This is a genomic window from Shinella sp. WSJ-2 (assembly GCF_003432075.1).
Lineage (GTDB): Bacteria > Pseudomonadota > Alphaproteobacteria > Rhizobiales > Rhizobiaceae > Shinella.
Genome location: NZ_QWBU01000003.1, coordinates 35,816 through 59,802 on the forward strand (window position 1 = coordinate 35,816; position 23,987 = coordinate 59,802).

Consider the following 23,987-nt stretch of genomic DNA (forward strand, 5'->3'; position numbering starts at 1 on the left):
ATGCAAACCAACTTCACCGCCGAGCAGCTTGCCGATCCGCATGTCGCGACGTCCGAAAAGATCCTGCGCAAATGCGTGCATTGCGGCTTCTGCACCGCCACCTGTCCGACCTATGTGACGCTGGGCAACGAGCTCGACAGCCCGCGCGGCCGCATCTACCTCATCAAGGACATGCTGGAGAACGGCCGACCGGCCGATGCCGAGGTGGTGACCCATATCGACCGCTGTCTGTCCTGCCTCTCCTGCACGACGACCTGTCCGTCCGGCGTCGATTACATGCATCTCGTCGATCACGCGCGCATGCATATCGAGGAGACCTACAGGCGCCCGTTCTGGGATCGGCTGACGCGTGCGGTGCTGGCGGCGACGCTGCCCTATCCGAATCGTTTCCGCTTGGCGCTGAAGGCGGCGAACCTCGGTCGACCCTTCGCCGGCCTCCTTAAGCGCTTCAAGCCGCTCGAACCGTTCGGCGTGATGCTCGACCTTGCGCCACGCAAGCTGCCAAGATCCTCCGATAGCGCAAAGCCGGGCACGCATCCGGCCACGGCACCACGCCGCGGACGGGTCGCGATCCTCTCGGGCTGCGCCCAGCCGGTGCTGAAGCCCGAGATCAACGCCGCGACGATCCGACTCCTGACGCGGCTTGGCGTCGAGGTCGTGGCGCCGGCGGGCGAGGTCTGCTGTGGCTCGCTCGTGCACCATATGGGTCGCGAGGCGCAGGCGCTGGAGGCGGCGCGACGCAATGTCGATGTCTGGCTCGGCGAGATGGAGAAGGGTGGGCTCGATGCGATCATCATCACGGCCTCCGGCTGCGGCACGACGATCAAGGACTACGGCTTCATGCTGCGCCTAGACGCCGATTATGCCGAGAAGGCGGCGCGTGTCTCGGCGCTTGCCAAGGACGTGACGGAATATCTTGCGACCCTCGACCTGCCGCAGCAGGACGCGAAGGGCCTGACGGTTGCCTATCACTCGGCCTGCTCCATGCAGCACGGCCAGAAGATCACCATGGCGCCGAAGGTGCTGCTCAAGGCGGCGGGTTTTGTCGTGCGCGATCCGGCCGAGGGGCACCTCTGCTGCGGATCGGCCGGCACCTACAACATCCTGCAGCCGGAGATCTCCGGCAAGCTGAAGGCGCGCAAGGTCAAGAACATCGAGGCGACCAAGCCGGACCTGATCGCGACCGGCAATATCGGCTGCATCACGCAGATCGCGACCGGCACGCAAATCCCCATCCTGCACACCGTCGAACTGCTCGACTGGGCCTATGGCGGGGAAAAGCCGGCTGTGCTTTCCTGATCCTGTCACGTGCGGAACTGCCGGCCCTCTGGCGCTTTGCTAGAGGATCGGCATTCCAATCCATCCGGAGATCCCGATGCGCCGCCTGCTGCTTTCGCTTGCCGCCCTTGCCGCTTTGTCCTCACCGGCCTTCGCCACCGGCGGCTTCAGCTGCGCGATCAAGGATGCCAACATCACCTTCGATGCGGAGGGCGGTTTCAGCTACGGCCTCGGCGGCGGTTTCCTGAATTTCCGCGGCGAGATCGTCCTGCCGAAGGAGATCGCGCCGAAGGGGCTGGAGCGCGTGACGCTGACGCCGGCGCATCTCGGGCATGACTGGCTCTATGACGGCGAGCTGCGCCTGCTGCTGCATGCGGAAACCGAAAGCGACCTGCCGTTCGGCTCGATCGATCTGATCATCAAGACTACGATGGGCGAGGACGAGATCAGCTATGACGGCGATTACCGGATGATCGTGCACAAGGCGGAAGGCGAGGGGATCGAGCGCAGCGGCAAGGTCTCCTGCTCGGTCGGCTGAAACGACGATGCCGGCGCGAGGCCGGCATCCGAAGCGTTTGGGCGACGGCGGATCAGCCGCCGAAGCCGAACAGGTTGCCGAAGAAATCGACGCCCTTGTCGTTGTAGCTCACCGCGCCCTGGCGGTTGCCGGGGCCGATCACGATGACCTTGGTGCCGATGTCGGCGCGGGCATAGAGATGCTCGACGTCCTTGTTCATCATGCGGATACAGCCTGACGACATGTTGAGGCCGATCGTCCAGGGCTGGTTCGTGCCGTGGATGCGGAAGATCGTGTCGCGGCCGCCCTTGTAGAGATACATGGCGCGCGCGCCGAGCGGATTGTCCTCGCCGCCTTCCTGCACGACGGGCAGGATGCGGCCCTTCTTGGCCTCGCGGCGGCGCATTTCTGCCGGCGGCGTCCAGCTCGGCCATTCCGCCTTGCGCCCGACCTTCACGACGCCGGACCAGCCGAAGCCTTCACGGCCGACGCCAATGCCATAACGCGTCGCGCGGTTGTTGCCTTCGACATAGTAGAGGAACTTGTTGTTGGTATCGACGATGACCGTGCCGGGCGCCTGATCGGTGACGAACCGCACCTTGGTACGCTTGAACTTCTGCGCGACCTGCTTCTTGCTCTGTTGCTGCACGACGAGCGTGATATCGGAGGTCGTCTGGCTGCCTTGAGCCGTGGCGCCGGGGAAGGCGTTTGCCGACGTCACCGGAAGGATCGCCGCGGTGGCGATGGTCGCCGCCAGCAAGATCGAAGCGTATTTCCGCATGTGTAGTCCCTCTCAATCCCTGAATTGCGCGAGGCTAACCGAGTCTTGACCGATTTCAAGTCGGCTTGCTGCCAGCAAGACGCTTCTGGTAGCCGTTTTCTTCGATCTGTTGTCGAAGAGACGCTCCAAATACAAGGATCTCCGGCCGCAAGGCGGCCGGAGATCCTTTGATAATCGTCTCGCCGGTCGTCAGATAACGATGACCTTGGTGCCGACATTCACGCGGTCGTAGAGATCGACCACGTCTTCGTTGCGCATGCGGATGCAGCCCGAGGAAACCGCATAGCCGATCGTCCAGGGCGCGTTGGTGCCATGGATGCGGTAGAGCGTCGAGCCGAGATACATGGCGCGAGAGCCGAGCGGGTTTTCCGGGCCGCCTTCCATCGAAGCCGGCAGGTAGTGGCCCTTGGCGGCCTCGCGGGCGATCATTTCCTGCGGCGGCGTCCAGGTTGGCCATTCCGCCTTGCGGGTGATCGTGTGGGCACCCGCCCATTCGAAGCCCGGCTTGCCGACGCCAACACCATAGCGCCGCGCCTTGCCGTCGCCGAGCACGAGGTAGAGGAAGCGGTTGTTGGTATCGATGACGATCGTGCCGGCCTTGTGCTCCGTCTCGTAGGAAACGGTCTGCGGCAGGTACATCGGGTCGAATTTCGACTTGATGACGTTGCGTGCCTGGCCGGTCGCCGAGACCTGCTCGACGCGGGCGACATTTTCGCGGCGGATCACGCGACGCTGCTGGACCTGCTGGCGCTGGATGATGCGGCGCGTGTTGACGGCGGGCTGTACGCCTTCACCGGTCAGCTGCATTACCCAAGGGGCGGTGAGATCAGGGCTGATGATGATGGGCGGCTGGCTGATATACCGGTCGTTGGCCTGGGCAGTCGTCGTGGTGGCCAGAAGGGTGGCGGCCAAAAAGGTCTTGGCCAAAAAGTTCTGGGCAAAAAGGGTGCGTATCAACATCGGACGTACTCGCTACTGATCGTCGCCGGTCTGCGCCGCCAAACAAGATGCGGCGCCGGTTCGGGAAGAATGCTTGCACCCTCGAATGAAGCGAATGGTAAACGGCCATTCATGAAACATCGAACGATCCGATAAAGCTTTGAGTAGGGTTATTGCCGGCTTTCCAAATGTGGTTGACGAATGGTAAAGCGGAACAAAAGGAAAACGGAGACGGCGATGACGACAAGGGGACTGCTGGACGGTGACGACGGGCGCATGCGCTGTGCATGGCATGGCAATCTGGAAGACTATCGCCGCTATCATGACGAGGAATGGGGCCAGCCCGTTACCAGTGATATCAGGCTTTTCGAGAAGATCTGCCTGGAGGGGTTCCAGTCCGGCCTGTCCTGGCTGACCATCCTGCGCAAGCGAGAGGGCTTCCGCGCCGCCTTCGCGGGCTTCGATTTCGACAAGGTTGCAGCATTCGATGACGATGATATCGCCCGCTGCCTTGCCGATACCGGGATCGTGCGCCACCGCGGCAAGATCGTCTCGACGATCAACAACGCCAAGCGGGCGCAGGCGCTGCGCGACGAGTTTGGTACGCTGGCGCGCTACTTCTGGAGCTTCGAACCGACGCCGCAGGAGCGGCCGGAACGGGTAGAGTGGGATATTATCGTCGCCAATCCCACGACGCCTACCTCGGTGCGCCTTTCAAAGGACTTGAAGAAGCGTGGCTGGACCTTTGTCGGGCCGACGACCGTTTATGCCTTTATGCAGGCAATGGGCCTCGTCAACGATCATCTCGAGGGTTGTTTCTGCCGCCCGGAAGTCGAAGTTAAGAGAAATAGCTTGGAGCGTCCCTAATTCTAGGGATGCCTCGCAAATATATGTTTGATTCTACAGCGAATCATGTAGCTTGATCTCAAGCGGCATTATCATACATCGGAAAGTCTGGGGACGACCTGCGCGTGCGTAGTCGTGATGGGCCGCTTTGTGCTGAATGATTTGGCATGAGGGGAAACATGGCGCCAAAAGCATCCGCATTCGACGATTCTCGTCTTGAACACTGGGCCTGCGACAAGGCCCAGGAAATCATGCTCCGGGAAGGCTTCCGCCTCATCCGGACCGCTCGCAGCGGCAGCAACACCGAACTTCGCGAAACGAGTCTCCTGATGGCACGCGTCATTGCGGCCTCGCTCGTCGAGGCTTCAGCGGCCCAAAGGGCACTTACGGCCGGCGAATAGGGAGCCGCTCAGCGTCTGAACGATCCTGCTGAAAGGCCCGCCGGCTTCCCGGCGGGCCTTCTGTGTTTAGACTTGGCTTTTGTCAGGTTTTACTTGGCGTTCTTTGCCAGCCATTCCTTCATCATCGCGATCTCGCCTTCCTGGGCGGTGATGACGTCCTGCGCCAGCTTGCGGATGTCGGCATCCTTGCCGTGCTCCAGCTCAACCTTCGCCATGTCGATCGCCCCCTGGTGATGAGCGATCATGCCGCGCACGAAATCGACATCGGCATTGCCGGTGAAGTCGATCGCCATGGCTGCATGCATTTTTGCGTTGGCATCGATGAAAGCCTGTGTGGAGGGGCTTTTACTTTCGGCCGGCGCGTCCATCGTCATGCCCTGATGGGCGGAATGGTCGGCCTCCTGGGCGAGGACAGGCAAGGTGAAGGCGAGCGAAAGGGCTGCGCCAAGAAACAAAGTCTTTGCATTCATTGTGTTTTCCAGTTCTGAACAGATTGAGGGCAATTGTCTGTCTGTTCAGGACCGGGGAGGGGGATCGAGCGGGCGCAAGACCAGGCCGGCAAGGGCTGGCGGTATGGCGGGCGTGCGCTCCGAGACGACGAGCAGCCGACCTGCGGGCACGATCCGTTCGGCCTCTATCGCAAAACAGGCGGAACAGGCGACGGGATGGGCCATTGGCTTCGTCTTGCCATGATCGCCGCCACTGTCCTTGCCGGTCATGTCATGCATGGCATGTACACCGGCGGGTTGGCCGAGACTGAACGTCGCCCCCATCGCCGGCAGCCAGCCGGAGAAAAGCGCGCCCAGAATGGCGAATAGGAACAGAACCTGCCTCATGAAATAAGAGATAGGTGGCTGCCGTATAAAAGGGAAGGGGTCAGTTCAAGGCTTTCGGTTTCGTGCTCATGGCAAAGCACAGCCGAGCAATGGCGAAGGTCCCGCAAATGGTGCCGGTTGTGCCATCGGTTTCCGACCTGCCGGAACAGAAAACCGGGCGGTACAGGTCTGGCGCCGGGCGGATGCTGGTGGAGAAGACGAAGGTGGATGCGCTCGTCGCGGCATCTTCCAACGCCTGTAAAACCTTCGTCAGGTCGGCCGAATCGTAGAGCCGAATGAGATCCATGATGCCGCAGGACGGGCCGGTCACGCCATGCAGTGCCGCCGTTTCCGGTCCAAGGCTCAGAATCCCGGTCGCCAGTTCTGCGCTCCATTCTTCGCATATGAAGGCGGTTTCGAGTGTGCGCGGATCAATACCGATGATGTCAGCCACTGAGGCAAGATGGAGGGGAGGGGTGATTGCTTTCAATATCATTCGGTCCGGTCCGCACAGAATGCCGAGCCATGCCGATCCAGGCATGTCGTAACGAGGCGCGAGGGCCATTCTGGCCCCACATCCGGAAAACGCCGTTATTCCCCATCGAGCCGCTTGCCAAACGGCAATCTCGGACGTTTACCTATTCTTAACGTTAGCCGACATCGAAACCCGCCGAAAGCGGACCGATTGGTCGTTTGCTATACCTCTGAGTGCGGAATTTTCTTTCATGTTGCGCAAGAGTTGAATTTGCGGGATTTTGTTATCAACACCGGCCACGATCTCGTAGATCAGCTGCGCGCCTATCGCCTCAAGGTCGGGCTCACCCAGGACGATATCGCTTGGAAACTCGGTTTTTCATCGACCACGGTCTCGCGCTGGGAGCGCGGTACGGCGGCACCCGATCTGCGTGCCACGGGCGCCATCGTCGATTTCCTGCGCCGGGCGGATGCCCAGACCGAGCGCCGCCTGCTTGCATATATTCTCGCTTCGCGGGAAAGCCGCAATCTCTGGGAGGGACGCGACATCCGTTATCTCGGCGGCTCGCAGCAGGAATATCGTGAAAGCCCCGAGATGCGCGCCGTCGTCGGCACCAGCATCCGCCGCTATCTTACAGGCCACTACCGCGCCTGCATCGAGGATCAGGCGCTGGTCGCCAGCCTCTATGCCCGCGAGGTCGCGAGCATCGAGGTCTACGGCGGCCCTGCTTTGTCGGTAACCTCGATTCCCAAGGGCTATGTGCAAATGAAGCGGCTGTCCTTCCAGTCGGAAATGCGCGGCATCATCCGCGGCGACACCTATTCGATCCTCATTCCCGAGAAGCAGGCGAAAACCACCTCTGCCGTTATCGTGCACAGTTGGGATACGCTGTCGCGGCGGCCGTAAGGGGGGCTTTTGCGCCTTGCCGCTGCCCGCCCAATCCGCTAGGAAACCGGCAACGGAAATACAGGAATTTCGGGTATCCCGATGAGTGAAAAGCAGAAAAAACCGCAGAAGCTGAAAGCCCGCCTCCCGCGCGGCTTCGTCGATCGTGACGCGCTGGACATCCGCGCCGTCAACGAGATGACCGCAAAGATCCGCGAGGTCTATGAACGCTACGGCTTCGATCCGGTGGAAACCCCGCTCATCGAATATACCGACGCGCTCGGAAAGTTCCTGCCCGACAGCGACCGTCCGAACGAGGGCGTCTTCTCCGTTCAGGACGACGACGATCAGTGGATGAGCCTGCGCTACGACCTGACGGCGCCGCTCGCCCGCCATGTCGCGGAGAATTTCAACGAGATCCAGCTGCCCTATCGCACCTATCGCGCGGGCTATGTCTTCCGCAACGAGAAGCCCGGTCCCGGCCGCTTCCGTCAGTTCATGCAGTTCGATGCCGACACGGTCGGCGCTGCCGGCGTGCAGGCGGATGCCGAGATGTGCATGATGTTTGCCGACACGATGGAAGCGCTCGGCATTGCCCGGGGCGACTATGTCATCCGCGTCAACAACCGCAAGGTTCTCGATGGCGTGCTGGAAGCGATCGGCCTTGGCGGCGACGACAAGGCGGGCGCGCGCCTCACCGTGCTGCGCGCCATCGACAAGCTCGACAAGTTCGGTCCCGAAGGTGTCAAGCTGCTGCTCGGCGCCGGCCGCAAGGATGAATCCGGAGACTTCACCAAGGGCGCCGGCCTTGCCGACGAACAGATCGAAAAGGTGCTCTTCTTCGTCGGCATCAAGGATTATGCCGAAAGCGCTGCCGACCTCGCCAAGCTGCTCGAAGGCAGCACGCGCGGCGGCGAGGGCGTCGAGGAGCTGAACCAGATCGGCCACCTCGTCACGTCCGCTGGCTACGGCTCCGACCGTATCAAGATCGATCCCTCCGTCGTGCGCGGCCTCGAATACTACACCGGCCCGGTCTTCGAAGCCGAGCTGCAATTCGCCGTCACCAACGAGAAGGGTGAAAAGGTCGTCTTCGGTTCGGTCGGCGGCGGCGGCCGTTATGACGGTCTCGTCTCGCGTTTCATGGGCCAGCCGGTGCCGGCCACCGGCTTCTCCATCGGCGTCTCGCGCCTGATGACGGCGCTGAAGAACCTCGGCAAGCTCGGCGCCGAAGAGGTTGTCGCGCCCGTTCTCGTCACCGTCATGGACGGCGACATCGAGAGCATGGGCCGCTACCAGCGCTTCACGCAGGAGCTGCGCGCCGCGGGCATCCGTGCCGAAATGTACCAGGGCAACTGGAAGAAGTTCGGCAACCAGCTGAAATATGCCGACCGCCGCAACGCCCCCGTCGCCATCATCCAGGGTGGCGACGAGCGCGCCGAGAATCTGGTGCAGATCAAGGACCTGATCGAGGGCAAGCGCCTCTCCGGCGAGATCGAGGACAACACCACCTGGCGCGAAGCCCGCGTGGCGCAGGTCTCCGTGCCCGAAACCGAGCTTGTCGCCAAGGTGCGCGAAATCCTTGCCGCGCAGGCCGAAGACCGGGCACGGGCCGGCTGAGATGCCTCTCGTCAACCTTCCCGCCTTCGCGCCCGATCTGATTGCCGATCTTGAAAGGCTCGGCACGGAGCGCGTCGATACGCCGGTCATCCAGCCGGCCGAACCCTTCCTCGACATGGCGGGCGAGGACCTGCGCCGGCGCATCTTCATGACGGAGAGCGAGACGGGCAAGAGCCTGTGCCTGCGCCCCGAATTCACCATTCCCGTCTGCCTGCGCCATATCGAGACCGCCACCGGCACGCCAAAGCGCTACGCCTATCTCGGCGAAGTTTTCCGCCAGCGCCGCGAGGGCTCGAACGAGTTCTATCAGGCCGGCATCGAAGACCTCGGCGAACCCGATGTCGCCCGCGCCGATGCGCGCGCCGTGCGCGATGCGCTGGCCGTGCTGAAGAACCGCCTGCCGGGTCGCAAGCTTTCCGTGGTGCTCGGCGATCAGTCGGTCTTCGAGGCGGTCGTCGCCGCCTGTGGCCTGCCGGCCGGCTGGCAGAAGCGGCTGGTCCATGCCTTCGGCAACCAGGCGCAGCTGCAGAAGCTGATGGCGGATCTCTCCAATCCCGCGCCCTCAGGCACCTTCGGCCCGGAGGTCGAGCGCCTTGCCATTTTCGGCACACTCGACGACGAGGCGCGGCTGATCGCTCATATCGACGAGACGATGGAGGCGACCGGCTATTCCACCAATGCCAGCCGCAGCCCGGCTGATATCGCGCGCCGCCTGCGCGAGAAGATGGAGCTTGCCAGTACCCGCCTCGACAGCCGCACGCTCGCGCTGCTCAAGGAATTCCTGGCGCTGGAGCTGAGCCTTGCCGAAGCCCCAAAGGCGCTCGCCGCCTTCGCCGACAAGGCCGGCCTGTCGCTTGGCGCCGCACTCGCCCGCTTCGAAAGCCGCGTTGCGGCGCTCAGCGAAACCGGCGTCGATCCGGCCGAGATCACCTACCGTGCGGCCTTCGGCCGTCCGCTCGATTATTATACCGGCCTCGTTTTCGAGATCGCGCCCGAGGGTGACGCTCTAGTGCTCGCCGGCGGCGGCCGTTTCGACCGGCTCTTGACGCTGCTCGGCGCCAGGGAGCGCATTCCGGCCGTCGGCTTCTCGCTCTGGCTCGACCGCATCGCAAGCGTCAAGGGGCAAGCCGCATGACCATCACCATCGGCCTGCCCTCCAAGGGGCGCATGAAGGAAGACAGTTCCGCCGTGCTCGCCCGCGCCGGCTTCACCGTCACCGCCGTCGGCAATGACCGCTCTTATCGCGGTCGTGTCGAAGGCCGGGACGATATCGAGATCGCTTTCCTCTCGGCCTCCGAAATTTCCCGCGAGATCGCCAACGGCACCGTCGATTTCGGCGTGACCGGCGAGGACCTCGTGCGCGAAGGGCTGGCGGAAGCCGATGCCCGTGTCGAATTTTGCGCCCGGCTCGGCTTCGGCCATGCCGATGTCGTCGTCGCCGTGCCGGAAATCTGGCTGGACGTCGATACGATGGCCGACCTCGGCGACGTCGCCGCCGATTTCCGCGCCCGTCACGGCCGCCGCCTGACCATCGCCACCAAGTACTGGCGGCTGACCCAGCAGTTCTTCTCCGGCAACCACGGTATCCAACTCTACCGCATCGTCGAAAGCCTCGGCGCCACCGAGGGTGCGCCGGCGTCCGGTTCGGCCGATATCATTGTCGACATCACCTCGACAGGCTCGACGCTGGTGGCCAACCACCTGAAGATCCTGTCCGACGGCGTGATCCTCAAGTCTGAGGCCTGCCTCGTGCGCGCCCGCAAGGCCGAACATGCGGGCGATCCTGTCGTGGCCGAGATTATCGAAGCGGTGCGCGGCGCGCTCTGAGGCGCCCCCTTTTCAGTCAGGAAAGTTTTCGTCGGCCCCTGACATCGCCGGGTCTCGCACCCTATTTGTGGGATCCTGCACTGAGGAGTTTTCATGTCCGATCTGTCCGCCTTCCCCATCACCAAGAAATGGTCCGCCAAGAACCCCGCTATCCTCCAACTCTATTCGCTGCCCACGCCGAACGGCGTGAAGGTGGCGATCGCGCTGGAAGAGCTCGGCCTTGCCTATGAGCCGCATCGCATCGAGTTCGGGCCTGATGGCGTGAAGTCGCCGGAGTTCATTTCGCTCAACCCGAACGGCCGCATTCCGGCGATCATCGATCCCGACGGTCCCGACGGCAAACCGATCGGCCTGTTCGAGTCGGGCGCGATCCTCGTCTATCTCGCAGAAAAGACCGGCAAGCTGATCCCTGCCGACGCCGCCGGCCGTTATGAGACGCTGGCCTGGGTGATGTTCCAGATGAGTGGCATCGGGCCGATGTTCGGCCAGTTCGGCCATTTCCACAAGTTTGCCGCCGATAAGGTCGCCAACAATCCCTATCCCGCCGAGCGTTACCGCGATGAATCGCGGCGCCTGCTCTCCATTCTCGAAGAGCGGCTGAAAGATCGGCCGTGGATCATGGGCGACGAGTATACCATCGCCGACATCACGACCTTCCCATGGATCCGCGGTGCCGATATCTTTTATGGCGGCCGCGAAGCGCTGGGTTATGCTGATTTCCCCCATGTCATGGCCTGGCTGGAGCGCTGCGTCGCCCGTCCGGCGAGCCAGAAGGGCCTCGAAATCCCCGCCAAGGCCTGACGCAAACGAGAAATCCGGCGGCGTGGCGGCCATGTTGACGCCACCCGCCGACGCGGGCTACGTCTGGGAAAACAGGCAAGGGACGGAAATATCGTGACGGGAAGACTGGTTGTTGTGGGCGGCGGTCAGGCCGCATTTGCCCTCGTTGCCAAATTGCGTGCGCTGAAGGACGATCGGCCGATCACCATCATAGCCGCCGAAGCGAGCCATCCCTACCAGCGACCGCCGCTTTCTAAGAAGTACCTGCTCGGCGAGGCCGACCTCTCCCGCCTGATGTTCCGCCCGGAAAACTGGTATCCCGACAACAATGTCGACATCCGCCTCTCCACCGAGGTGACGGCGATCGACCGCGATGCCAAGACCGTGACGCTCAGTGATGGCTCGACGCTGCATTACCAGCTCCTGGCGCTGGCGACCGGCGCGACGCCCCGCCGCCTGCCGTCCGATATCGGCGGCGACCTCGACGGCGTCTTCACCGTGCGCGACTACCGCGATGCCGACCGGCTCGGCCTGGAAATGCAGGAGGGCCGGCGAGCGCTGGTGATCGGCGGCGGCTATATCGGCCTGGAAGCGGCAGCCGTCGCACGGGGTAGGGGGCTTCATGTCACGGTCATCGAGATGGCCGACCGCATCCTTGCCCGCGTCGCGTCGCCGGCGACGGCGACGATTCTCAAGGCGATCCACAATGCCCGTGGCGTCGATGTGCGCGAAAAAACCGGCCTTGTGCGCCTTCTCGGCGAAAATGGCCGCGTCACCGGCGCGGAGTTGACCGACGGTTTCGTGCTGCCCGTCGATGTCGTCATCGCCGGCATCGGTGTGACGGCCAATGACCAGCTTGCCCGCGATGCCGGTCTCGAAGTCACAAACGGCATTGTCGTTAATGTGCATGCCCGCACCTCCGATCCCGCGATCTTCGCCATCGGCGACTGCGCCGTGCTGCCTTTCGAGGGTAATCGCGTCCGGCTCGAATCCGTGCAGAACGCCGTGGACCAGGCCGAGGCCGCCGCCGCCGTCATCGCCGGCGGCGATGCGCCCTATGAGCCAAAGCCGTGGTTCTGGTCGGACCAATATGACGTGAAGCTGCAGATCGCCGGCTTCTGCCTGGGCTTCGACGATACGTTCGTGCGCCCCGGCCAGCGCGAGGGCAGCGTTTCCGTCTGGTATTTCCGGAATGGCAAGCTCATCGCGGTCGACGCGGTCAACGACGCCAAGGCCTATGTGGTCGGCAAGAAGCTGATCGAGATGGGGCGCACGCCGGAACGGGCGGTGCTGGAAGATCCGGCGACGGACCTCAAGACGTTGACGCTGTAGGGCTTTCGCCGCTGGCGTGTGGCGCTCGACTGTTATATGCTAGAACAGTTGTATGGTTTTGATATTCGTTAAGTATGATAAAAGGCGAATTCGCAGGACATCACTCAATACTTTCTGAATTCACTCATTTTTCAGTCTTCTCCGGCTGAGTGGGGCTCTATAGCAGCTCCGACCCGGTGAAATCCCTCATGCTTCGTATCCTGACCTGCCTGACCGTCGAGCACGACCTGCGGCTCGTGCTGCTTGCGGCGCTGATCTGCTTCCTCTCCTGCTATGTCGCGGTGACGCTGACGCGGCGGGCGTTGGTCGCCAAGGGCACGGCGCGTAACCTCTGGCTGGGGGCTGCCGGCACTTCGAGCGGTTTTGGCATCTGGGCCACGCATTTCATCGCCATGCTCGCCTATGATCCCGGTGTGGCCATGGGCTTCGACATGGAGCTCACGCTGGTTTCTCTCGGTGTCGCCATCGTCATCACGACGATCGGCCTTGCCATTGTCACATATGTGAGCGGTCGCAGCGCCATCGTGGCCGGCGGCCTGCTGCTGGCGGCCGGCATCAGTTCCATGCATTACATTGGCATGTCGGCTGTGGAGCTGCCGGGTGTGCTTGCTTGGGATATGCCCTATGTCGTGGCCTCGCTCGTCTGCGCCGGGTTGTTTGGTGTGCTCGCCCTGATGTTCTGTATTCGCCCGCAACACAGTGCGCGCGATCGGGCGGTGGCGACGGGCCTGATGGCGCTCGGCGTCGTCTCTCTGCATTTCACAGCCATGGCCGCCGTTCGCGTCGAGCCGGGTCTGATGCCGGTCAGCGACGATACGATGCTGTCGACGAGCCTCATGGTGCCGCTGATTGCGGTCGTCGCCTTCTCGCTGCTTTTCACCGGCCTGACGGCCGCCGTTTTCGCCCGTCAGGCGGAGCTCGCGGCGAATGAAAGCACGCGCCAGTTCGCCATGCTTGTACAGGGCGTCAAGGACTATGCCATCTATATGCTCGATCCCGACGGCCGCGTTGCCAACTGGAACGAGGGGGCCGAACGCAACAAGGGCTACAAGGCGCACGAGATTGTCGGCCGGCATTTTTCGCAATTCTACAGCGCGGATGATCTTGCCGATGGTTTGCCGGACCGGGCGTTGCGCATCGCGCGCGAAGAGGGAAAATACGAAAGCGAAGGCTGGCGTTACCGCAAGGACGGCTCGCGTTTCTGGGCCCATGTCGTGCTCGATGCCATCTTTGATGCCAGCGGCGTGCTTATGGGCTATGCCAAGATCACCAAGGACGTGACGAAGGAAAAGGTCAATGCCGACCGGCTCGCCGAAGTCACCAAGAACCTCGACCTTGCACTCGAAAACATGTCGCAGGGCCTTTGCCTGTTCGACAAGGACGAACGCCTGCTGATCGCCAACAAGCGCTACAGCGAAATCTTCGGCTTTCCGGAAGGCCGAATCCAGCCGGGCATGACGCTGCGCGAGATCGTCGATCGGGGTGTGGCCGACGTCTTCGTCGATCCTGACATCTGGAAGCCGCGGGCGCGCGACATGTATGCGCGCCGCCGTGCCGCCATCCAGGCCAATGACGGTGGCGCGATCGTCGAGAAGCTCTCCAACGGCGCGTCGGTGCAGCTGCGGTATCGCACGCTGCCGGATGGTGCCTGGGTTGCGACTTACGAGGACATTTCCGAGCGCTTGCGCTCGGAGGAGCAGATCTCCTTCCTCGCCCGCCATGACAGCCTGACCGGCCTGCCGAACCGTGCGAGCTTCAACACCAGCCTTGAGGCCGATCTGGTCTCCGCGCGCCGCTCGGGTGGTCTCGTCGCAGCCGTCGGCATCGACCTCGATAAGTTCAAGGAAATCAATGATACGCGTGGCCATGCCGCAGGCGATGAGGTTTTGACCACGCTCGCCCGGCGCATGCAGGCCTGCCTGGAGGCCGACGAAACCGTTGCCCGCTTCGGTGGCGACGAGTTTGCCGCTTCCAAGCGCTTCGAGGACATGGCCGACCTCACCGACTTCCTCCAGCGCCTCGAAACCTGCCTCAATGACGAAATCCGCATCGACGGCTATGACATCAAGCCCGGCGCTAGCCTTGGCGTTGCCATCTATCCCCACGACGCAGATACGGTCGAAGCGCTGCTCAACAATGCCGACCTTGCAATGTACCGCGCCAAGGATGCGCTGACCGAGACGGTCTGCTTCTACGAGGTCTCGATGGACGAGGCCGCCCGCAGCCGTCGCCTGATCGCCAATGATCTATGGCAGGCCGTCGAACGCAAGGAGCTGCAGCTGCATTATCAGGTGCAGAAGGCCGTTACCTCTGGCGAGACCATCGGCTACGAGGTGCTGTTGCGCTGGCACCATCCGGTGCGCGGCACGATCCCGCCGTCCGAATTCATTCCGATTGCCGAAGAGTGCGGCGCCATCCTGCCGATCGGCGAATGGGTGCTGCGCGAAGCCTGCCGCGAGGCCGCGACCTGGGACAACGAGCACAAGATCGCTGTCAATCTCTCGCCCGTCCAGCTCGGTAATGCCGATGTCGCCGATCTCGTGCATCGGGTGCTGTTGGAAACCGGTCTCAGCCCGCGTCGGCTGGAGCTCGAAATCACGGAATCGACGATCATCGGCGACAAGGAGCGGGCCCTGAATACGCTGCGCCGCATCAAGGCCTTTGGCGTCACGATCGCCATCGACGATTTCGGCACGGGCTATTCGTCGCTCGAAACGCTGCGCGCTTTCCCCTTCGACAAGATCAAGCTCGATCGCAGCTTCATGAGCGAGGTGGAGGCAAGCCCGGAGGCGAAAGCCATTATCCGCGCCATCCTGGCGCTCGGCCAGTCGCTGCGCGTACCGGTTCTGGCCGAGGGTGTGGAGACCCGCAGCCAGCTCGATATCCTTCTCGACGAAGGCTGTGACGAGGCACAAGGCTATTTCCTGGGGCGTCCGGTGCCTGTGGAACGCATCCGCGTCGACACGGAGAAGAACCAGGCGGCGTAAAGCCGCCTTCTACTGCCGCTTGAAGCGCCGTCCGACGAGATCGATCTGGAAGCGCGGGAAGATGAAGACGCCGATGATCGTACCGGCATATTTCTCCTCGAGACCCGTCGATTCCCCGACGCAGAAGACCGGCTGGCGCGGCGCGCCGTCGAGGTGAACCGTCGTGGAAAAACAGAACGAGGACGAAGAGGTTGCCGCCTGCTCGAACAGTTCCAGCACACGGGTACGGTCCAGCGGCTCGTAGCAGCGGATGAGATTGAGCAGCCCGCAAGTGCGCTGCGTCAGGCCATGGGCCTGCGTCGCCTTCTCGCCAAGCGTGAACAGGCCGTTGGAAAGGTCGCCGGTCCAACGCTCCGTCACGCAGTATTGCGTCAACAGCTCATTGTCCGTCTCATCGAGCTCCATCGAACCCGGAAGAAAGGGTGCCGAGAGATCAGTCTTGATTATTTTGAACACCTACGACCTCAGGCAGTTGCTCGAATTTGACCATCACGTCGCGGCTCTGAGGCACGCAACATGCTAAAAAGCAGTGCCGGCTGACCTCCTCGAAGTCTGCCGCCCCCACTTTCTTATGAACTGAACTGCATCCGGCTCCGTCTGTGCATGCGGATCGGACGTACGCGAGAAAACCACCGCTGCCTCTCCATTCAGGTCGCCGGCGGTTTCTATCAAAATCGTTCGGGATGTCTGGCTACACGATCAGCGGCAAGAATGATGCCGTTCCCCAGCGCCTGAACCCCTTGTGAATCTTTAAAGTTCACTTGGAGCGTCTTTATAGTTGGTTTTTTGATACCATCAACGGCTTTTTGATAATTATTGTACAAATGGTCAAAATCTTTTTTCCGGAAACGATACAGTCACCGGGGAACCATACAAATGAAAAGGGCGGCCCGAAGACCGCCCTTTCCGAAACTGAACCGGATGGCTCAGATATAAGACCCGAAGGTCTTACATCATGTCCACGCCGCCAGTTCAGCGCGCTTGGCGCGCTGAACCGACTTTAGTGCATGGGCGAAGCTTGATGGTCACGCTGCGATAGGCTTGCGCCTATCACATCATGTCCATGCCGCCCATGCCGCCCATGCCGCCGGGCATGCCGCCCGGTGCATCCTTCTTCGGCAGTTCGGCGATCATGGCTTCCGTCGTGATCAGCAGCGAGGCAACCGAAGCTGCGTTCTGCAGAGCCGTGCGGACAACCTTGACCGGGTCGACGATGCCGAGGGCGATCAGGTCGCCGTATTCGCCGGTCTGGGCGTTGTAGCCGTAGTTGTCTTCGTTCTTCTCGAGGATCTTGCCGACGACGATGGAGGCTTCGTCACCTGCGTTGTCAGCGATCTGGCGAACGAGGGCCTGGAGTGCACGGCGGATGATGTTGATGCCGGCTTCCTGGTCTGCGTTCTCGCCCTTGGCGGAGATCTTCGTGGACGAACGGAGCAGGGCTACGCCGCCGCCCGGTACGATGCCTTCCTGAACGGCAGCGCGCGTCGCGTTGAGGGCGTCGTCGATGCGGTCCTTCTTTTCCTTCACTTCGACTTCCGTCGAACCGCCGACGCGGATGACAGCAACGCCGCCGGCGAGCTTGGCAAGGCGTTCCTGCAGCTTTTCGCGGTCGTAGTCGGAGGTGGTTTCTTCGATCTGGGCCTTGATCTGCGCGACGCGGCCTTCGATTTCAGCCTTCTGGCCGGCACCGTCGACGATCGTCGTGTTTTCCTTGGAGATCGAAACCTTCTTCGAACGGCCGAGCATGTCGAGCGTTACGTTTTCGAGCTTGATGCCGAGGTCTTCGGAGATGACCGTGCCGCCCGTCAGGATGGCGATGTCTTCCAGCATGGCCTTGCGGCGGTCGCCGAAGCCCGGAGCCTTGACGGCAGCGATCTTGAGGCCGCCACGCAGCTTGTTGACGACGAGCGTAGCCAGGGCTTCGCCTTCGACGTCTTCAGCGATGATGACCAGCGGCTTGCCGGTCTGGACGACGGCTTCGAGAACCGGGAGCATGGCCTGGAGGTTCGAGAGCTTCTTCTCGTGCAGGAGAATGTAAGCGTCTTCGAGATCGGCGACCATCTTTTCCGGATTGGTCACGAAGTAGGGCGACAGGTAGCCGCGGTCGAACTGCATGCCTTCGACGACTTCGAGTTCGGTTTCGGCGGTCTTGGCTTCTTCAACCGTGATGACGCCTTCGTTACCGACCTTCTGCATGGCTTCAGCGATGTCGAGACCGACCTGCTTATCGCCGTTTGCGGAGATCGTGCCGACCTGGGCAACTTCTTCCGAGGTGTTGATCTTCTTGGCCTTGGCCTGGAGATCCTTGACGACTTCGGCAACGGCGAGATCGATGCCGCGCTTCAGGTCCATCGGGTTCATGCCGGCGGCAACGGCCTTGTGGCCTTCGCGAACGATAGCCTGGGCAAGAACGGTTGCGGTCGTGGTGCCGTCGCCGGCGATGTCGTTGGTCTTGGAAGCGACTTCGCGAACGAGCTGGGCGCCCATGTTCTCGAACTTGTCTTCCAGTTCGATTTCCTTGGCGACGGAAACACCGTCCTTGGTGATGCGCGGAGCGCCGAACGACTTGTCGATAACGACGTTACGACCCTTCGGACCGAGCGTTACCTTGACTGCGTCTGCGAGAACGTCGACGCCACGCAGCATCTTTTCGCGCGCGGTGCGGCCGAATTTGACTTCTTTGGCTGCCATTGTGAGAGCTCCTGAATAGGTATCAGCGAATTGCGGAAAGAGTTATCGGCAGGTCAGCCGATGACGCCCATGATGTCGGCTTCCTTCATGATCAGAAGGTCTTCGCCGTCGAGCTTGACTTCGGTGCCCGACCACTTGCCGAACAGGACGCGGTCGCCAACCTTGACGTCGAGAGCAACGATTGCGCCCTTGTCGTCACGGGTGCCGGTGCCGACGGCGACGATTTCGCCTTCCTGGGGCTTTTCCTTGGCGGTGTCCGGAATGATGATCCCGCCCTTGGTCTTTGCTTCGGATTCAACGCGACGAACGACGACGCGGTCGTGAAGCGGGCGGAAGGTGGTGCTTGCCATTGTCTAATCCCTCGATCGAATGACATTGCGGATCCCTGATGGATCCGATGATTAATGTTAGCACTCACCGTTTAGGAGTGCTAGCGGCCTTCAAGTAGGCGCCGCCGTTGTATGAGTCAAGAACGCCGCTCTCAAATTATTTTGCCTGCGATGGTTACCGCGGCCGGGCAGATGGGGGTGGTGTCGCACGCCATCAAGTCAATTGCGTGAATCTCCGTCTCTTTCCCTGTGGGCAGGGCAAAATTGCGGGAAGAGGCTTGTTTTCTTTGCCCCGCTTTGCAATGTCAGCCGGGCTCCGACTTCGACACGGGAATTCTGATGGCTGAACGCATCCAATCCTTCCGCGACATTGCCGCGCAATACGACGTGGTGCTCTGCGACGTGTGGGGCGTGCTGCACAACGGCGTGGAGGCTTTCTCCTACGCCACCGAAGCGCTCGCAGAAGCCCGCAAGGCGGGGCTTACGGTCGTGCTCATCACCAATTCGCCGCGCCCGCATCCGGGCGTGAAGGTGCAGATCCGCGGACTTGGCGTCACGGACGATGCCTATGACCGCATCGTCACCTCGGGCGACGTCACGCGCGCGCTGATCGCCGAGGGACCGAAGAAGATCTATTTCATCGGTGCGGAAAAGGACCTGCCGCTGCTCGATGGTCTCGGCGTCGAACCCGTTGGTCTTGATGAGGCCGGCATCGTCGTCTGTGCGGGCTTGCGCGAGGACGAGACGGAAACAGTCGAGGACTACCGCGACGAGCTAACGGCGCTTGCGGCGCGCAAGCTGCCTTTCATCTGCGCAAACCCTGACCTCGTCGTCGAGCGTGGCCACAAGCTCATTCCCTGCGCCGGCGCGCTGGCGAAATTTTATGAGGAACTGGGCTGCACGACGCAGATCGCCGGCAAGCCGCATCGCCCGATCTATGAGAAGTCGCTTTCCGAGGCGCGCGACGTGCGGGGTGCCTTCGATCTCGGCCGTGTCATCGCCGTTGGCGACGGCATGCCGACCGACGTGCGCGGCGCGGAAGCCTATGGCCTCGACGTGCTCTATATTTCGGGCGGCATTCACGCCCAGCATTATGTGGAAGCCGGCCGCACCGACGAGGCCAAGCTCGCCGCCTTCCTCGCCCAGGAAAACACCCACCCGAAATGGTGGATGCCCCGCCTTCAGTGACGGGACGGAGACGGTCGTCATGACGGTATTTCACAGGAACGAAACCCGACAGCCGCTGCCCGAGCATCTGCGCGGCGGCGTCATCGCCATCGGCAATTTCGACGGCGTGCATCGCGGCCATCAGGCGGTCTTGCAGCGGGCGCTGGAGATCGCCAAAGAGCGCGGCATCCCGGCGCTGGTCCTGACCTTCGAGCCGCATCCGCGCACCGTCTTCCGCCCGGATACACCCGTCTTCCGCCTGACGCCTGCGCCGCTCAAGGCGCGTCTCCTCGAAGGCATGGGCTTTTCGGCCGTCATTGAATATCCCTTCGACCGCTCCTTTTCCGAAATCTCGGCGCATGATTTCATCCGCACCGTCCTGATGGACTGGCTGCATGCGTCCGAAGTCGTGACCGGTTTCGATTTCCATTTCGGCAAGGGCAGGGAAGGTGGCCCGGCCTTCCTGATGGCCGCCGGTCAGGACAACGGTTTCGGCGTGACGCTGGTCGATGCCTTCCGCGACGAGAACGCCTCGGTCATCTCCTCCAGCTTCATCCGCAAGCTGCTCGGCGAGGGCGCGGTGGCCGAAGCGGCCGGCCTGCTCGGCTATCACTACACGGTCGAGGCCGAGGTCGTCGGCGGCCAACAGCTCGGCCGCACGCTGGGTTTCCCCACCGCCAATATGCAGCTTCCGCCGGAGGTGGAGCTGCGCAACGGCATCTACGCCGTCCGCTTCCGCCGTCCCGACGGCAGCCTGCATGACGGCGTCGCCAGCTACGGCCGGCGTCCGACGGTGACCTCGAACGGCGCCCCGCTGCTGGAAACCTTCCTGTTCGACTTCACCGGTGATCTCTACGGCGAAGTCTCCGCCGTCTCCTTCTTCGGCCATCTGCGCGACGAACTGAAATTCGACGGCCTCGATGCGCTGGTGGTGCAGATGAAGCGCGACGAGGAGGAGGCGCGGGCGCTCCTCGCAGGCGTCAAGCCGCTCGGGGTCATCGACCAGCGGCTCTGTTTCTGACGGGAACCACGGCTTTCCGGCTTGCCCCGTCTTTTCAAAGCAATGAAAACGCCGTAAGACCGCGCGCATGATGCTCCACCGGCTGACCATCGATCTGCGAATTAGTGGCCCGGCCTTCCGCGCGCTCTGAGCGAGGCCGGAAGGTCCGGGATTTCGGGCGTTTCGAAAACGCCCCCGCCGTCAGTACCTGACATTCTCCCCGCATGCGCACAATGCGCGCGAAAAAGACGATAGCCATATCCATGACCGATACGCCCGAAAAAATCGATTATTCCGCCACCCTCTACCTGCCGCAGACGGATTTTCCGATGCGCGCCGGCCTGCCGCAGAAGGAGCCGGAAACGGTGGCCCGCTGGCAGCAGATGGGTCTCTACAAGAAGCTGCGCGCTTCCGCCGCCGGCCGTCAAAAATTCGTGCTGCACGACGGCCCACCCTATGCCAACGGCAACATCCATATCGGCCATGCGCTGAACAAGATCCTCAAGGACGTCATCAACCGCTCGTTCCAGATGCGCGGTTACGACGCCAACTACGTGCCCGGCTGGGACTGCCACGGCCTTCCGATCGAATGGAAGATCGAGGAGAAGTATCGCGAGAAGGGCAAGAACAAGGACGAGGTTCCCGTCAACGAATTCCGCAAGGAATGCCGCGACTTCGCCTCCGGCTGGATCAAGATTCAGACCGACGAGTTCAAGCGCCTCGGCATCGAGGGCGATTTCGACAATCCCTACACGACGATGGCCTTCCACGCCGAAGCCCGCATCGCCGGCGAGTTGCTGAAGATCGCCAAGAGCGGCCAGCTCTATCGCGGCTCCAAGCCCGTTATGTGGTCGGTCGTCGAGCGCACGGCGCTGGCCGAAGCCGAAGTCGAATATGCCGACGTCGAGAGCGACATGATTTGGGTGAAGTTCCCGATCGTGGAGGGGGCTGCCGATCTCAAGGACAACTACGTCGTCATCTGGACGACCACGCCCTGGACGATCCCCGGCAACCGCGCCATCGCGTTTTCCACGCGCTATCCCTACGGCCTGTTCGAGGTCGAAAGCGCGCAGAACGATTTCGGCCCGCAGCCAGGCGAAAAGCTGATCTTCGCGACGCGTCTCGCCGATGAGGCCGCTGCCAAGGCGAAGCTCACCTTCAAGTTCCTGCGCGACGTCGATGCGGACGAACTCGCCGCCATCACCTGTGCCCATCCGCTGAAGGACCTCGGTTACACTTTCCCGGTTCCGCTGCTCGACGGCGACCATGTCACCGACGATGCCGGCACCGGCTTCGTGCACACCGCGCCCAGCCACGGCCGCGAGGACTTTGACGCCTGGACGTCGAAGGCCCGCGAACTGGAAGCGCGCGGCATCTCGTCCAAGATCCCGTTCCCGGTCGACGACGCCGGCTTCTACACCGCCGACGCCCCCGGCTTCGACGGCGCACGCGTCATGGACGATAACGGCAAGAAGGGCGATGCCAACGAGCGCGTCATCAAGGCGCTGATAGCGTCCAACACGCTGTTTGCCCGCGGTCGCCTGAAGCATTCCTACCCGCATTCCTGGCGCTCCAAGAAGCCGGTCATCTTCCGCAACACGCCGCAGTGGTTCGTCTATATGGACAAGGAACTCGGCGATGGCACGACGCTGCGTTCGCGTTCGCTGTCGGCCATCGACGATACCCGCTTCGTGCCGGCTTCCGGCCAGAACCGCCTGCGCGCCATGATCGAGGGCCGTCCGGACTGGGTGCTTTCCCGCCAGCGCGCCTGGGGTGTGCCGATCGCCGTCTTCGCCGACGAGAATGGCGAGGTTCTGGTGGATGACGCGGTGAATGCCCGCATCCTCGATGCCTTCGAAAAAGAGGGCGCCGATGCCTGGTTCGCCGAGGGCGCCAAGGAGCGCTTCCTCGGCAACGACCACGACGCGGCCAAGTGGACGCAGGTCATGGACATCCTCGACGTCTGGTTCGATTCGGGCTCGACGCACACCTTCACGCTGGAGGACCGTCCGGACCTGAAATGGCCGGCCGACGTTTATCTGGAAGGCTCAGACCAGCATCGCGGCTGGTTCCATTCGTCGCTGCTCGAAAGCTGCGCGACGCGCGGCCGCGCGCCCTACAACGCCGTCGTCACCCATGGCTTCACCATGGATGAGAAGGGCGAGAAGATGTCGAAGTCCAAGGGCAACGTCGTCTCGCCGCAGGACGTCATGAAGGAATCGGGCGCCGATATCCTGCGCCTCTGGGTCATGACGACCGACTATTGGGAAGACCAGCGCCTCGGCAAGACGATCATCCAGACCAATATCGACGCCTATCGCAAGCTGCGCAACACAGTGCGCTGGATGCTCGGCACGCTGGCGCACGACACTGGCGAGGAGATCGCCCATGCCGACATGCCCGAGCTGGAACAGCTGATGCTGCACCGGCTGGCGGAACTCGACGCACTCGTGCGCGAGGGCTACGACGCCTTCGACTTCAAGAAGATCGCACGCGCGCTCATCGACTTCTCCAATGTCGAGCTCTCGGCCTTCTACTTTGACGTCCGCAAGGATGCGCTCTACTGCGACGCCCCGTCCTCGCTGAAGCGCCGCGCCGCGCTCTGCGTTATCCGCAAGCTGTTCGAGTGCCTCGTCACCTGGCTCGCGCCCATGCTGCCCTTCACGATGGAAGAGGCCTGGCTGTCGCGCAAACCCGATGCCGTGTCGGTCCATCTCGAGCAGTTCCCTGAGGTCCCGGCCGAATGGCGCAACGATGCGCTCGAAGCCAAGTGGGAAAAGATCCGCCGGGTTCGCTCGGTCGTGACGGGCGCGTTGGAAATCGAGCGTCGTGAAAAACGCATCGGCGCCTCGCTGGAAGCCGCCCCGGTCGTGCACATCGCCGATCCGGAGCTTCTCGCAGCACTCGACGGTCAGGATTTCGCTGAAATCTGCATCACCTCGGCCATCACGCTGGTTGCCGGTGAAGGGCCGGCGGAGGCATTCCGCCTTGGCGACGTCGCCAAGGTCTCGGTCGAGCCGAAACTGGCAGAAGGTCAGAAATGCGCCCGGTCCTGGCGCATCACCACGGATGTCGGCTCGGATGCGGACTATCCCGACGTCTCGGCGCGCGACGCCGCGGCACTGCGCGAAATCGGTTTTCGCCGCGCGGCGTAAGAACCGTCACTCTGTTGACGGCCGGCGATTCCGGCCGCCAACACCAGCGTGTGAATTGCGCTTGCGGTTTTCATCCGCTATTGCTGCCTGAAAATGGTCGGATTGTTCCGCCATGGCACGCTAGTCTATTGCCTGCTTGGGTTTCGGCGTACCGGCTCTGCTGGA

General features: G+C 62.4%; 22 protein-coding genes. 14 read left to right on the plus strand and 8 right to left on the minus strand.

Annotated features, from left to right (window positions below):
* Entirely contained in the window at nt 1-1,299 is a 1,299-nt protein-coding gene (gene glcF / locus D0Y60_RS07805; RefSeq protein ID WP_117368545.1) for a glycolate oxidase subunit GlcF, read from the plus strand.
* A gap of 76 nt (nt 1,300-1,375) precedes the next feature.
* Nucleotides 1,376-1,816: a hypothetical protein gene (locus D0Y60_RS07810; RefSeq protein WP_117368547.1), complete on the plus strand. Its 441-nt coding sequence runs from the start codon at nt 1,376-1,378 to the stop codon at nt 1,814-1,816.
* Nucleotides 1,817-1,868: 52 nt separating this feature from the next.
* Here the strand turns inward: D0Y60_RS07810 and D0Y60_RS07815 are convergent, their stop codons facing one another.
* Nucleotides 1,869-2,576 (minus strand): L,D-transpeptidase, encoded by a 708-nt coding sequence (locus tag D0Y60_RS07815; protein WP_117368549.1) that lies wholly within the window; start codon nt 2,574-2,576, stop codon nt 1,869-1,871.
* Nucleotides 2,577-2,765: 189 nt separating this feature from the next.
* Nucleotides 2,766-3,536 (minus strand): L,D-transpeptidase, encoded by a 771-nt coding sequence (locus tag D0Y60_RS07820; RefSeq protein ID WP_117368551.1) that lies wholly within the window; start codon nt 3,534-3,536, stop codon nt 2,766-2,768.
* Between the two features lie 216 nt (nt 3,537-3,752).
* On the opposite strand from D0Y60_RS07820, the gene D0Y60_RS07825 reads away from it, so the two are divergent.
* Nucleotides 3,753-4,382 (plus strand): DNA-3-methyladenine glycosylase I, encoded by a 630-nt coding sequence (locus tag D0Y60_RS07825; RefSeq protein ID WP_117368553.1) that lies wholly within the window; start codon nt 3,753-3,755, stop codon nt 4,380-4,382.
* A gap of 158 nt (nt 4,383-4,540) precedes the next feature.
* Nucleotides 4,541-4,762 (plus strand): hypothetical protein, encoded by a 222-nt coding sequence (locus D0Y60_RS07830; RefSeq protein WP_117368555.1) that lies wholly within the window; start codon nt 4,541-4,543, stop codon nt 4,760-4,762.
* An 89-nt stretch (nt 4,763-4,851) separates the two neighbouring features.
* Here the strand turns inward: D0Y60_RS07830 and D0Y60_RS07835 are convergent, their stop codons facing one another.
* Genes D0Y60_RS07835 through D0Y60_RS07845 form a run of 3 tightly spaced genes read right to left on the minus strand, consistent with a single transcriptional unit; the run spans nt 4,852 to nt 6,142 of the window.
* Nucleotides 4,852-5,232 (minus strand): DUF305 domain-containing protein, encoded by a 381-nt coding sequence (locus D0Y60_RS07835; RefSeq protein WP_117368557.1) that lies wholly within the window; start codon nt 5,230-5,232, stop codon nt 4,852-4,854.
* Nucleotides 5,233-5,277: 45 nt separating this feature from the next.
* The gene (locus D0Y60_RS07840; protein ID WP_117368559.1) at nt 5,278-5,598 is read right to left on the minus strand and encodes a hypothetical protein; all 321 of its coding nucleotides are present in this window, start codon (nt 5,596-5,598) and stop codon (nt 5,278-5,280) included.
* Nucleotides 5,599-5,638: 40 nt separating this feature from the next.
* A complete protein-coding gene (locus D0Y60_RS07845) occupies nt 5,639-6,142 on the minus strand; it encodes a hypothetical protein (RefSeq protein WP_158565430.1) in 504 nt (167 codons plus the stop codon).
* A 180-nt stretch (nt 6,143-6,322) separates the two neighbouring features.
* On the opposite strand from D0Y60_RS07845, the gene D0Y60_RS07850 reads away from it, so the two are divergent.
* The 7 genes from D0Y60_RS07850 to D0Y60_RS07880 all read left to right on the plus strand — a co-directional run bounded on the left by D0Y60_RS07850 (nt 6,323) and on the right by D0Y60_RS07880 (nt 15,480).
* Nucleotides 6,323-6,958, plus strand: coding sequence for a helix-turn-helix domain-containing protein (locus tag D0Y60_RS07850; protein ID WP_158565432.1), 636 nt, complete (start codon nt 6,323-6,325; stop codon nt 6,956-6,958).
* Nucleotides 6,959-7,039: 81 nt separating this feature from the next.
* Complete coding sequence (gene hisS / locus D0Y60_RS07855; protein ID WP_117368565.1) at nt 7,040-8,554, plus strand: histidine--tRNA ligase; 1,515 nt, start codon at nt 7,040-7,042, stop codon at nt 8,552-8,554.
* A gap of 1 nt (nt 8,555) precedes the next feature.
* Nucleotides 8,556-9,689, plus strand: coding sequence for an ATP phosphoribosyltransferase regulatory subunit (locus D0Y60_RS07860; RefSeq protein WP_117368567.1), 1,134 nt, complete (start codon nt 8,556-8,558; stop codon nt 9,687-9,689).
* A complete protein-coding gene (hisG, locus tag D0Y60_RS07865; protein WP_117368569.1) occupies nt 9,686-10,381 on the plus strand; it encodes an ATP phosphoribosyltransferase in 696 nt (231 codons plus the stop codon). The genes D0Y60_RS07860 and hisG overlap by 4 nt, the downstream gene beginning before the upstream one ends.
* Nucleotides 10,382-10,474: 93 nt before the next feature.
* Nucleotides 10,475-11,182 carry a glutathione binding-like protein gene (locus D0Y60_RS07870; protein WP_117368571.1) on the plus strand — a complete coding sequence of 236 codons (708 nt, stop codon included), beginning with the start codon at nt 10,475-10,477 and terminating at the stop codon, nt 11,180-11,182.
* A gap of 93 nt (nt 11,183-11,275) precedes the next feature.
* Complete coding sequence (locus D0Y60_RS07875; RefSeq protein ID WP_117368573.1) at nt 11,276-12,493, plus strand: FAD-dependent oxidoreductase; 1,218 nt, start codon at nt 11,276-11,278, stop codon at nt 12,491-12,493.
* A gap of 188 nt (nt 12,494-12,681) precedes the next feature.
* Nucleotides 12,682-15,480: an EAL domain-containing protein gene (locus D0Y60_RS07880; protein WP_117368575.1), complete on the plus strand. Its 2,799-nt coding sequence runs from the start codon at nt 12,682-12,684 to the stop codon at nt 15,478-15,480.
* A gap of 9 nt (nt 15,481-15,489) precedes the next feature.
* Here the strand turns inward: D0Y60_RS07880 and D0Y60_RS07885 are convergent, their stop codons facing one another.
* The 3 genes from D0Y60_RS07885 to groES form a co-directional block, all read right to left on the minus strand.
* The gene (locus tag D0Y60_RS07885; protein ID WP_117368577.1) at nt 15,490-15,936 is read right to left on the minus strand and encodes a hypothetical protein; all 447 of its coding nucleotides are present in this window, start codon (nt 15,934-15,936) and stop codon (nt 15,490-15,492) included.
* A 594-nt stretch (nt 15,937-16,530) separates the two neighbouring features.
* Nucleotides 16,531-18,171, minus strand: coding sequence for a chaperonin GroEL (gene groL, locus D0Y60_RS07890; protein ID WP_117368579.1), 1,641 nt, complete (start codon nt 18,169-18,171; stop codon nt 16,531-16,533).
* A 53-nt stretch (nt 18,172-18,224) separates the two neighbouring features.
* Nucleotides 18,225-18,521 (minus strand): co-chaperone GroES, encoded by a 297-nt coding sequence (gene groES, locus D0Y60_RS07895; RefSeq protein ID WP_117368581.1) that lies wholly within the window; start codon nt 18,519-18,521, stop codon nt 18,225-18,227.
* A 318-nt stretch (nt 18,522-18,839) separates the two neighbouring features.
* Here groES and D0Y60_RS07900 point away from each other — a divergent pair, with 318 nt between their 5' ends.
* The 3 genes from D0Y60_RS07900 (at nt 18,840) to ileS (ending at nt 23,822) form a co-directional block, all read left to right on the plus strand.
* Nucleotides 18,840-19,688, plus strand: coding sequence for a TIGR01459 family HAD-type hydrolase (locus tag D0Y60_RS07900; protein WP_117369642.1), 849 nt, complete (start codon nt 18,840-18,842; stop codon nt 19,686-19,688).
* Between the two features lie 19 nt (nt 19,689-19,707).
* Entirely contained in the window at nt 19,708-20,688 is a 981-nt protein-coding gene (locus D0Y60_RS07905) for a bifunctional riboflavin kinase/FAD synthetase (RefSeq protein ID WP_117368583.1), read from the plus strand.
* A 242-nt stretch (nt 20,689-20,930) separates the two neighbouring features.
* Nucleotides 20,931-23,822 carry an isoleucine--tRNA ligase gene (ileS, locus tag D0Y60_RS07910; RefSeq protein ID WP_117369644.1) on the plus strand — a complete coding sequence of 964 codons (2,892 nt, stop codon included), beginning with the start codon at nt 20,931-20,933 and terminating at the stop codon, nt 23,820-23,822.
* Nucleotides 23,823-23,987: the final 165 nt, after the last annotated feature.

Excerpts from the sequence above, each read along its gene's own strand:
- glcF (WP_117368545.1), top strand. The coding sequence starts at position 1 with ATGCAAACCAACTTCACCGCCGAGCAGCTTGCCGATCCGCATGTCGCG.
- D0Y60_RS07810 (WP_117368547.1), top strand. The coding sequence starts at position 1,376 with ATGCGCCGCCTGCTGCTTTCGCTTGCCGCCCTTGCCGCTTTGTCCTCA.
- D0Y60_RS07815 (WP_117368549.1), bottom strand. The coding sequence starts at position 2,576 with ATGCGGAAATACGCTTCGATCTTGCTGGCGGCGACCATCGCCACCGCG.
- D0Y60_RS07820 (WP_117368551.1), bottom strand. The coding sequence starts at position 3,536 with ATGTTGATACGCACCCTTTTTGCCCAGAACTTTTTGGCCAAGACCTTT.
- D0Y60_RS07825 (WP_117368553.1), top strand. The coding sequence starts at position 3,753 with ATGACGACAAGGGGACTGCTGGACGGTGACGACGGGCGCATGCGCTGT.
- D0Y60_RS07830 (WP_117368555.1), top strand. The coding sequence starts at position 4,541 with ATGGCGCCAAAAGCATCCGCATTCGACGATTCTCGTCTTGAACACTGG.
- D0Y60_RS07835 (WP_117368557.1), bottom strand. The coding sequence starts at position 5,232 with ATGAATGCAAAGACTTTGTTTCTTGGCGCAGCCCTTTCGCTCGCCTTC.
- D0Y60_RS07840 (WP_117368559.1), bottom strand. The coding sequence starts at position 5,598 with ATGAGGCAGGTTCTGTTCCTATTCGCCATTCTGGGCGCGCTTTTCTCC.
- D0Y60_RS07845 (WP_158565430.1), bottom strand. The coding sequence starts at position 6,142 with ATGGCCCTCGCGCCTCGTTACGACATGCCTGGATCGGCATGGCTCGGC.
- hisS (WP_117368565.1), top strand. The coding sequence starts at position 7,040 with ATGAGTGAAAAGCAGAAAAAACCGCAGAAGCTGAAAGCCCGCCTCCCG.
- D0Y60_RS07860 (WP_117368567.1), top strand. The coding sequence starts at position 8,556 with ATGCCTCTCGTCAACCTTCCCGCCTTCGCGCCCGATCTGATTGCCGAT.
- hisG (WP_117368569.1), top strand. The coding sequence starts at position 9,686 with ATGACCATCACCATCGGCCTGCCCTCCAAGGGGCGCATGAAGGAAGAC.
- D0Y60_RS07870 (WP_117368571.1), top strand. The coding sequence starts at position 10,475 with ATGTCCGATCTGTCCGCCTTCCCCATCACCAAGAAATGGTCCGCCAAG.
- D0Y60_RS07880 (WP_117368575.1), top strand. The coding sequence starts at position 12,682 with ATGCTTCGTATCCTGACCTGCCTGACCGTCGAGCACGACCTGCGGCTC.
- groL (WP_117368579.1), bottom strand. The coding sequence starts at position 18,171 with ATGGCAGCCAAAGAAGTCAAATTCGGCCGCACCGCGCGCGAAAAGATG.
- groES (WP_117368581.1), bottom strand. The coding sequence starts at position 18,521 with ATGGCAAGCACCACCTTCCGCCCGCTTCACGACCGCGTCGTCGTTCGT.
- D0Y60_RS07900 (WP_117369642.1), top strand. The coding sequence starts at position 18,840 with ATGGCTGAACGCATCCAATCCTTCCGCGACATTGCCGCGCAATACGAC.
- D0Y60_RS07905 (WP_117368583.1), top strand. The coding sequence starts at position 19,708 with ATGACGGTATTTCACAGGAACGAAACCCGACAGCCGCTGCCCGAGCAT.
- ileS (WP_117369644.1), top strand. The coding sequence starts at position 20,931 with ATGACCGATACGCCCGAAAAAATCGATTATTCCGCCACCCTCTACCTG.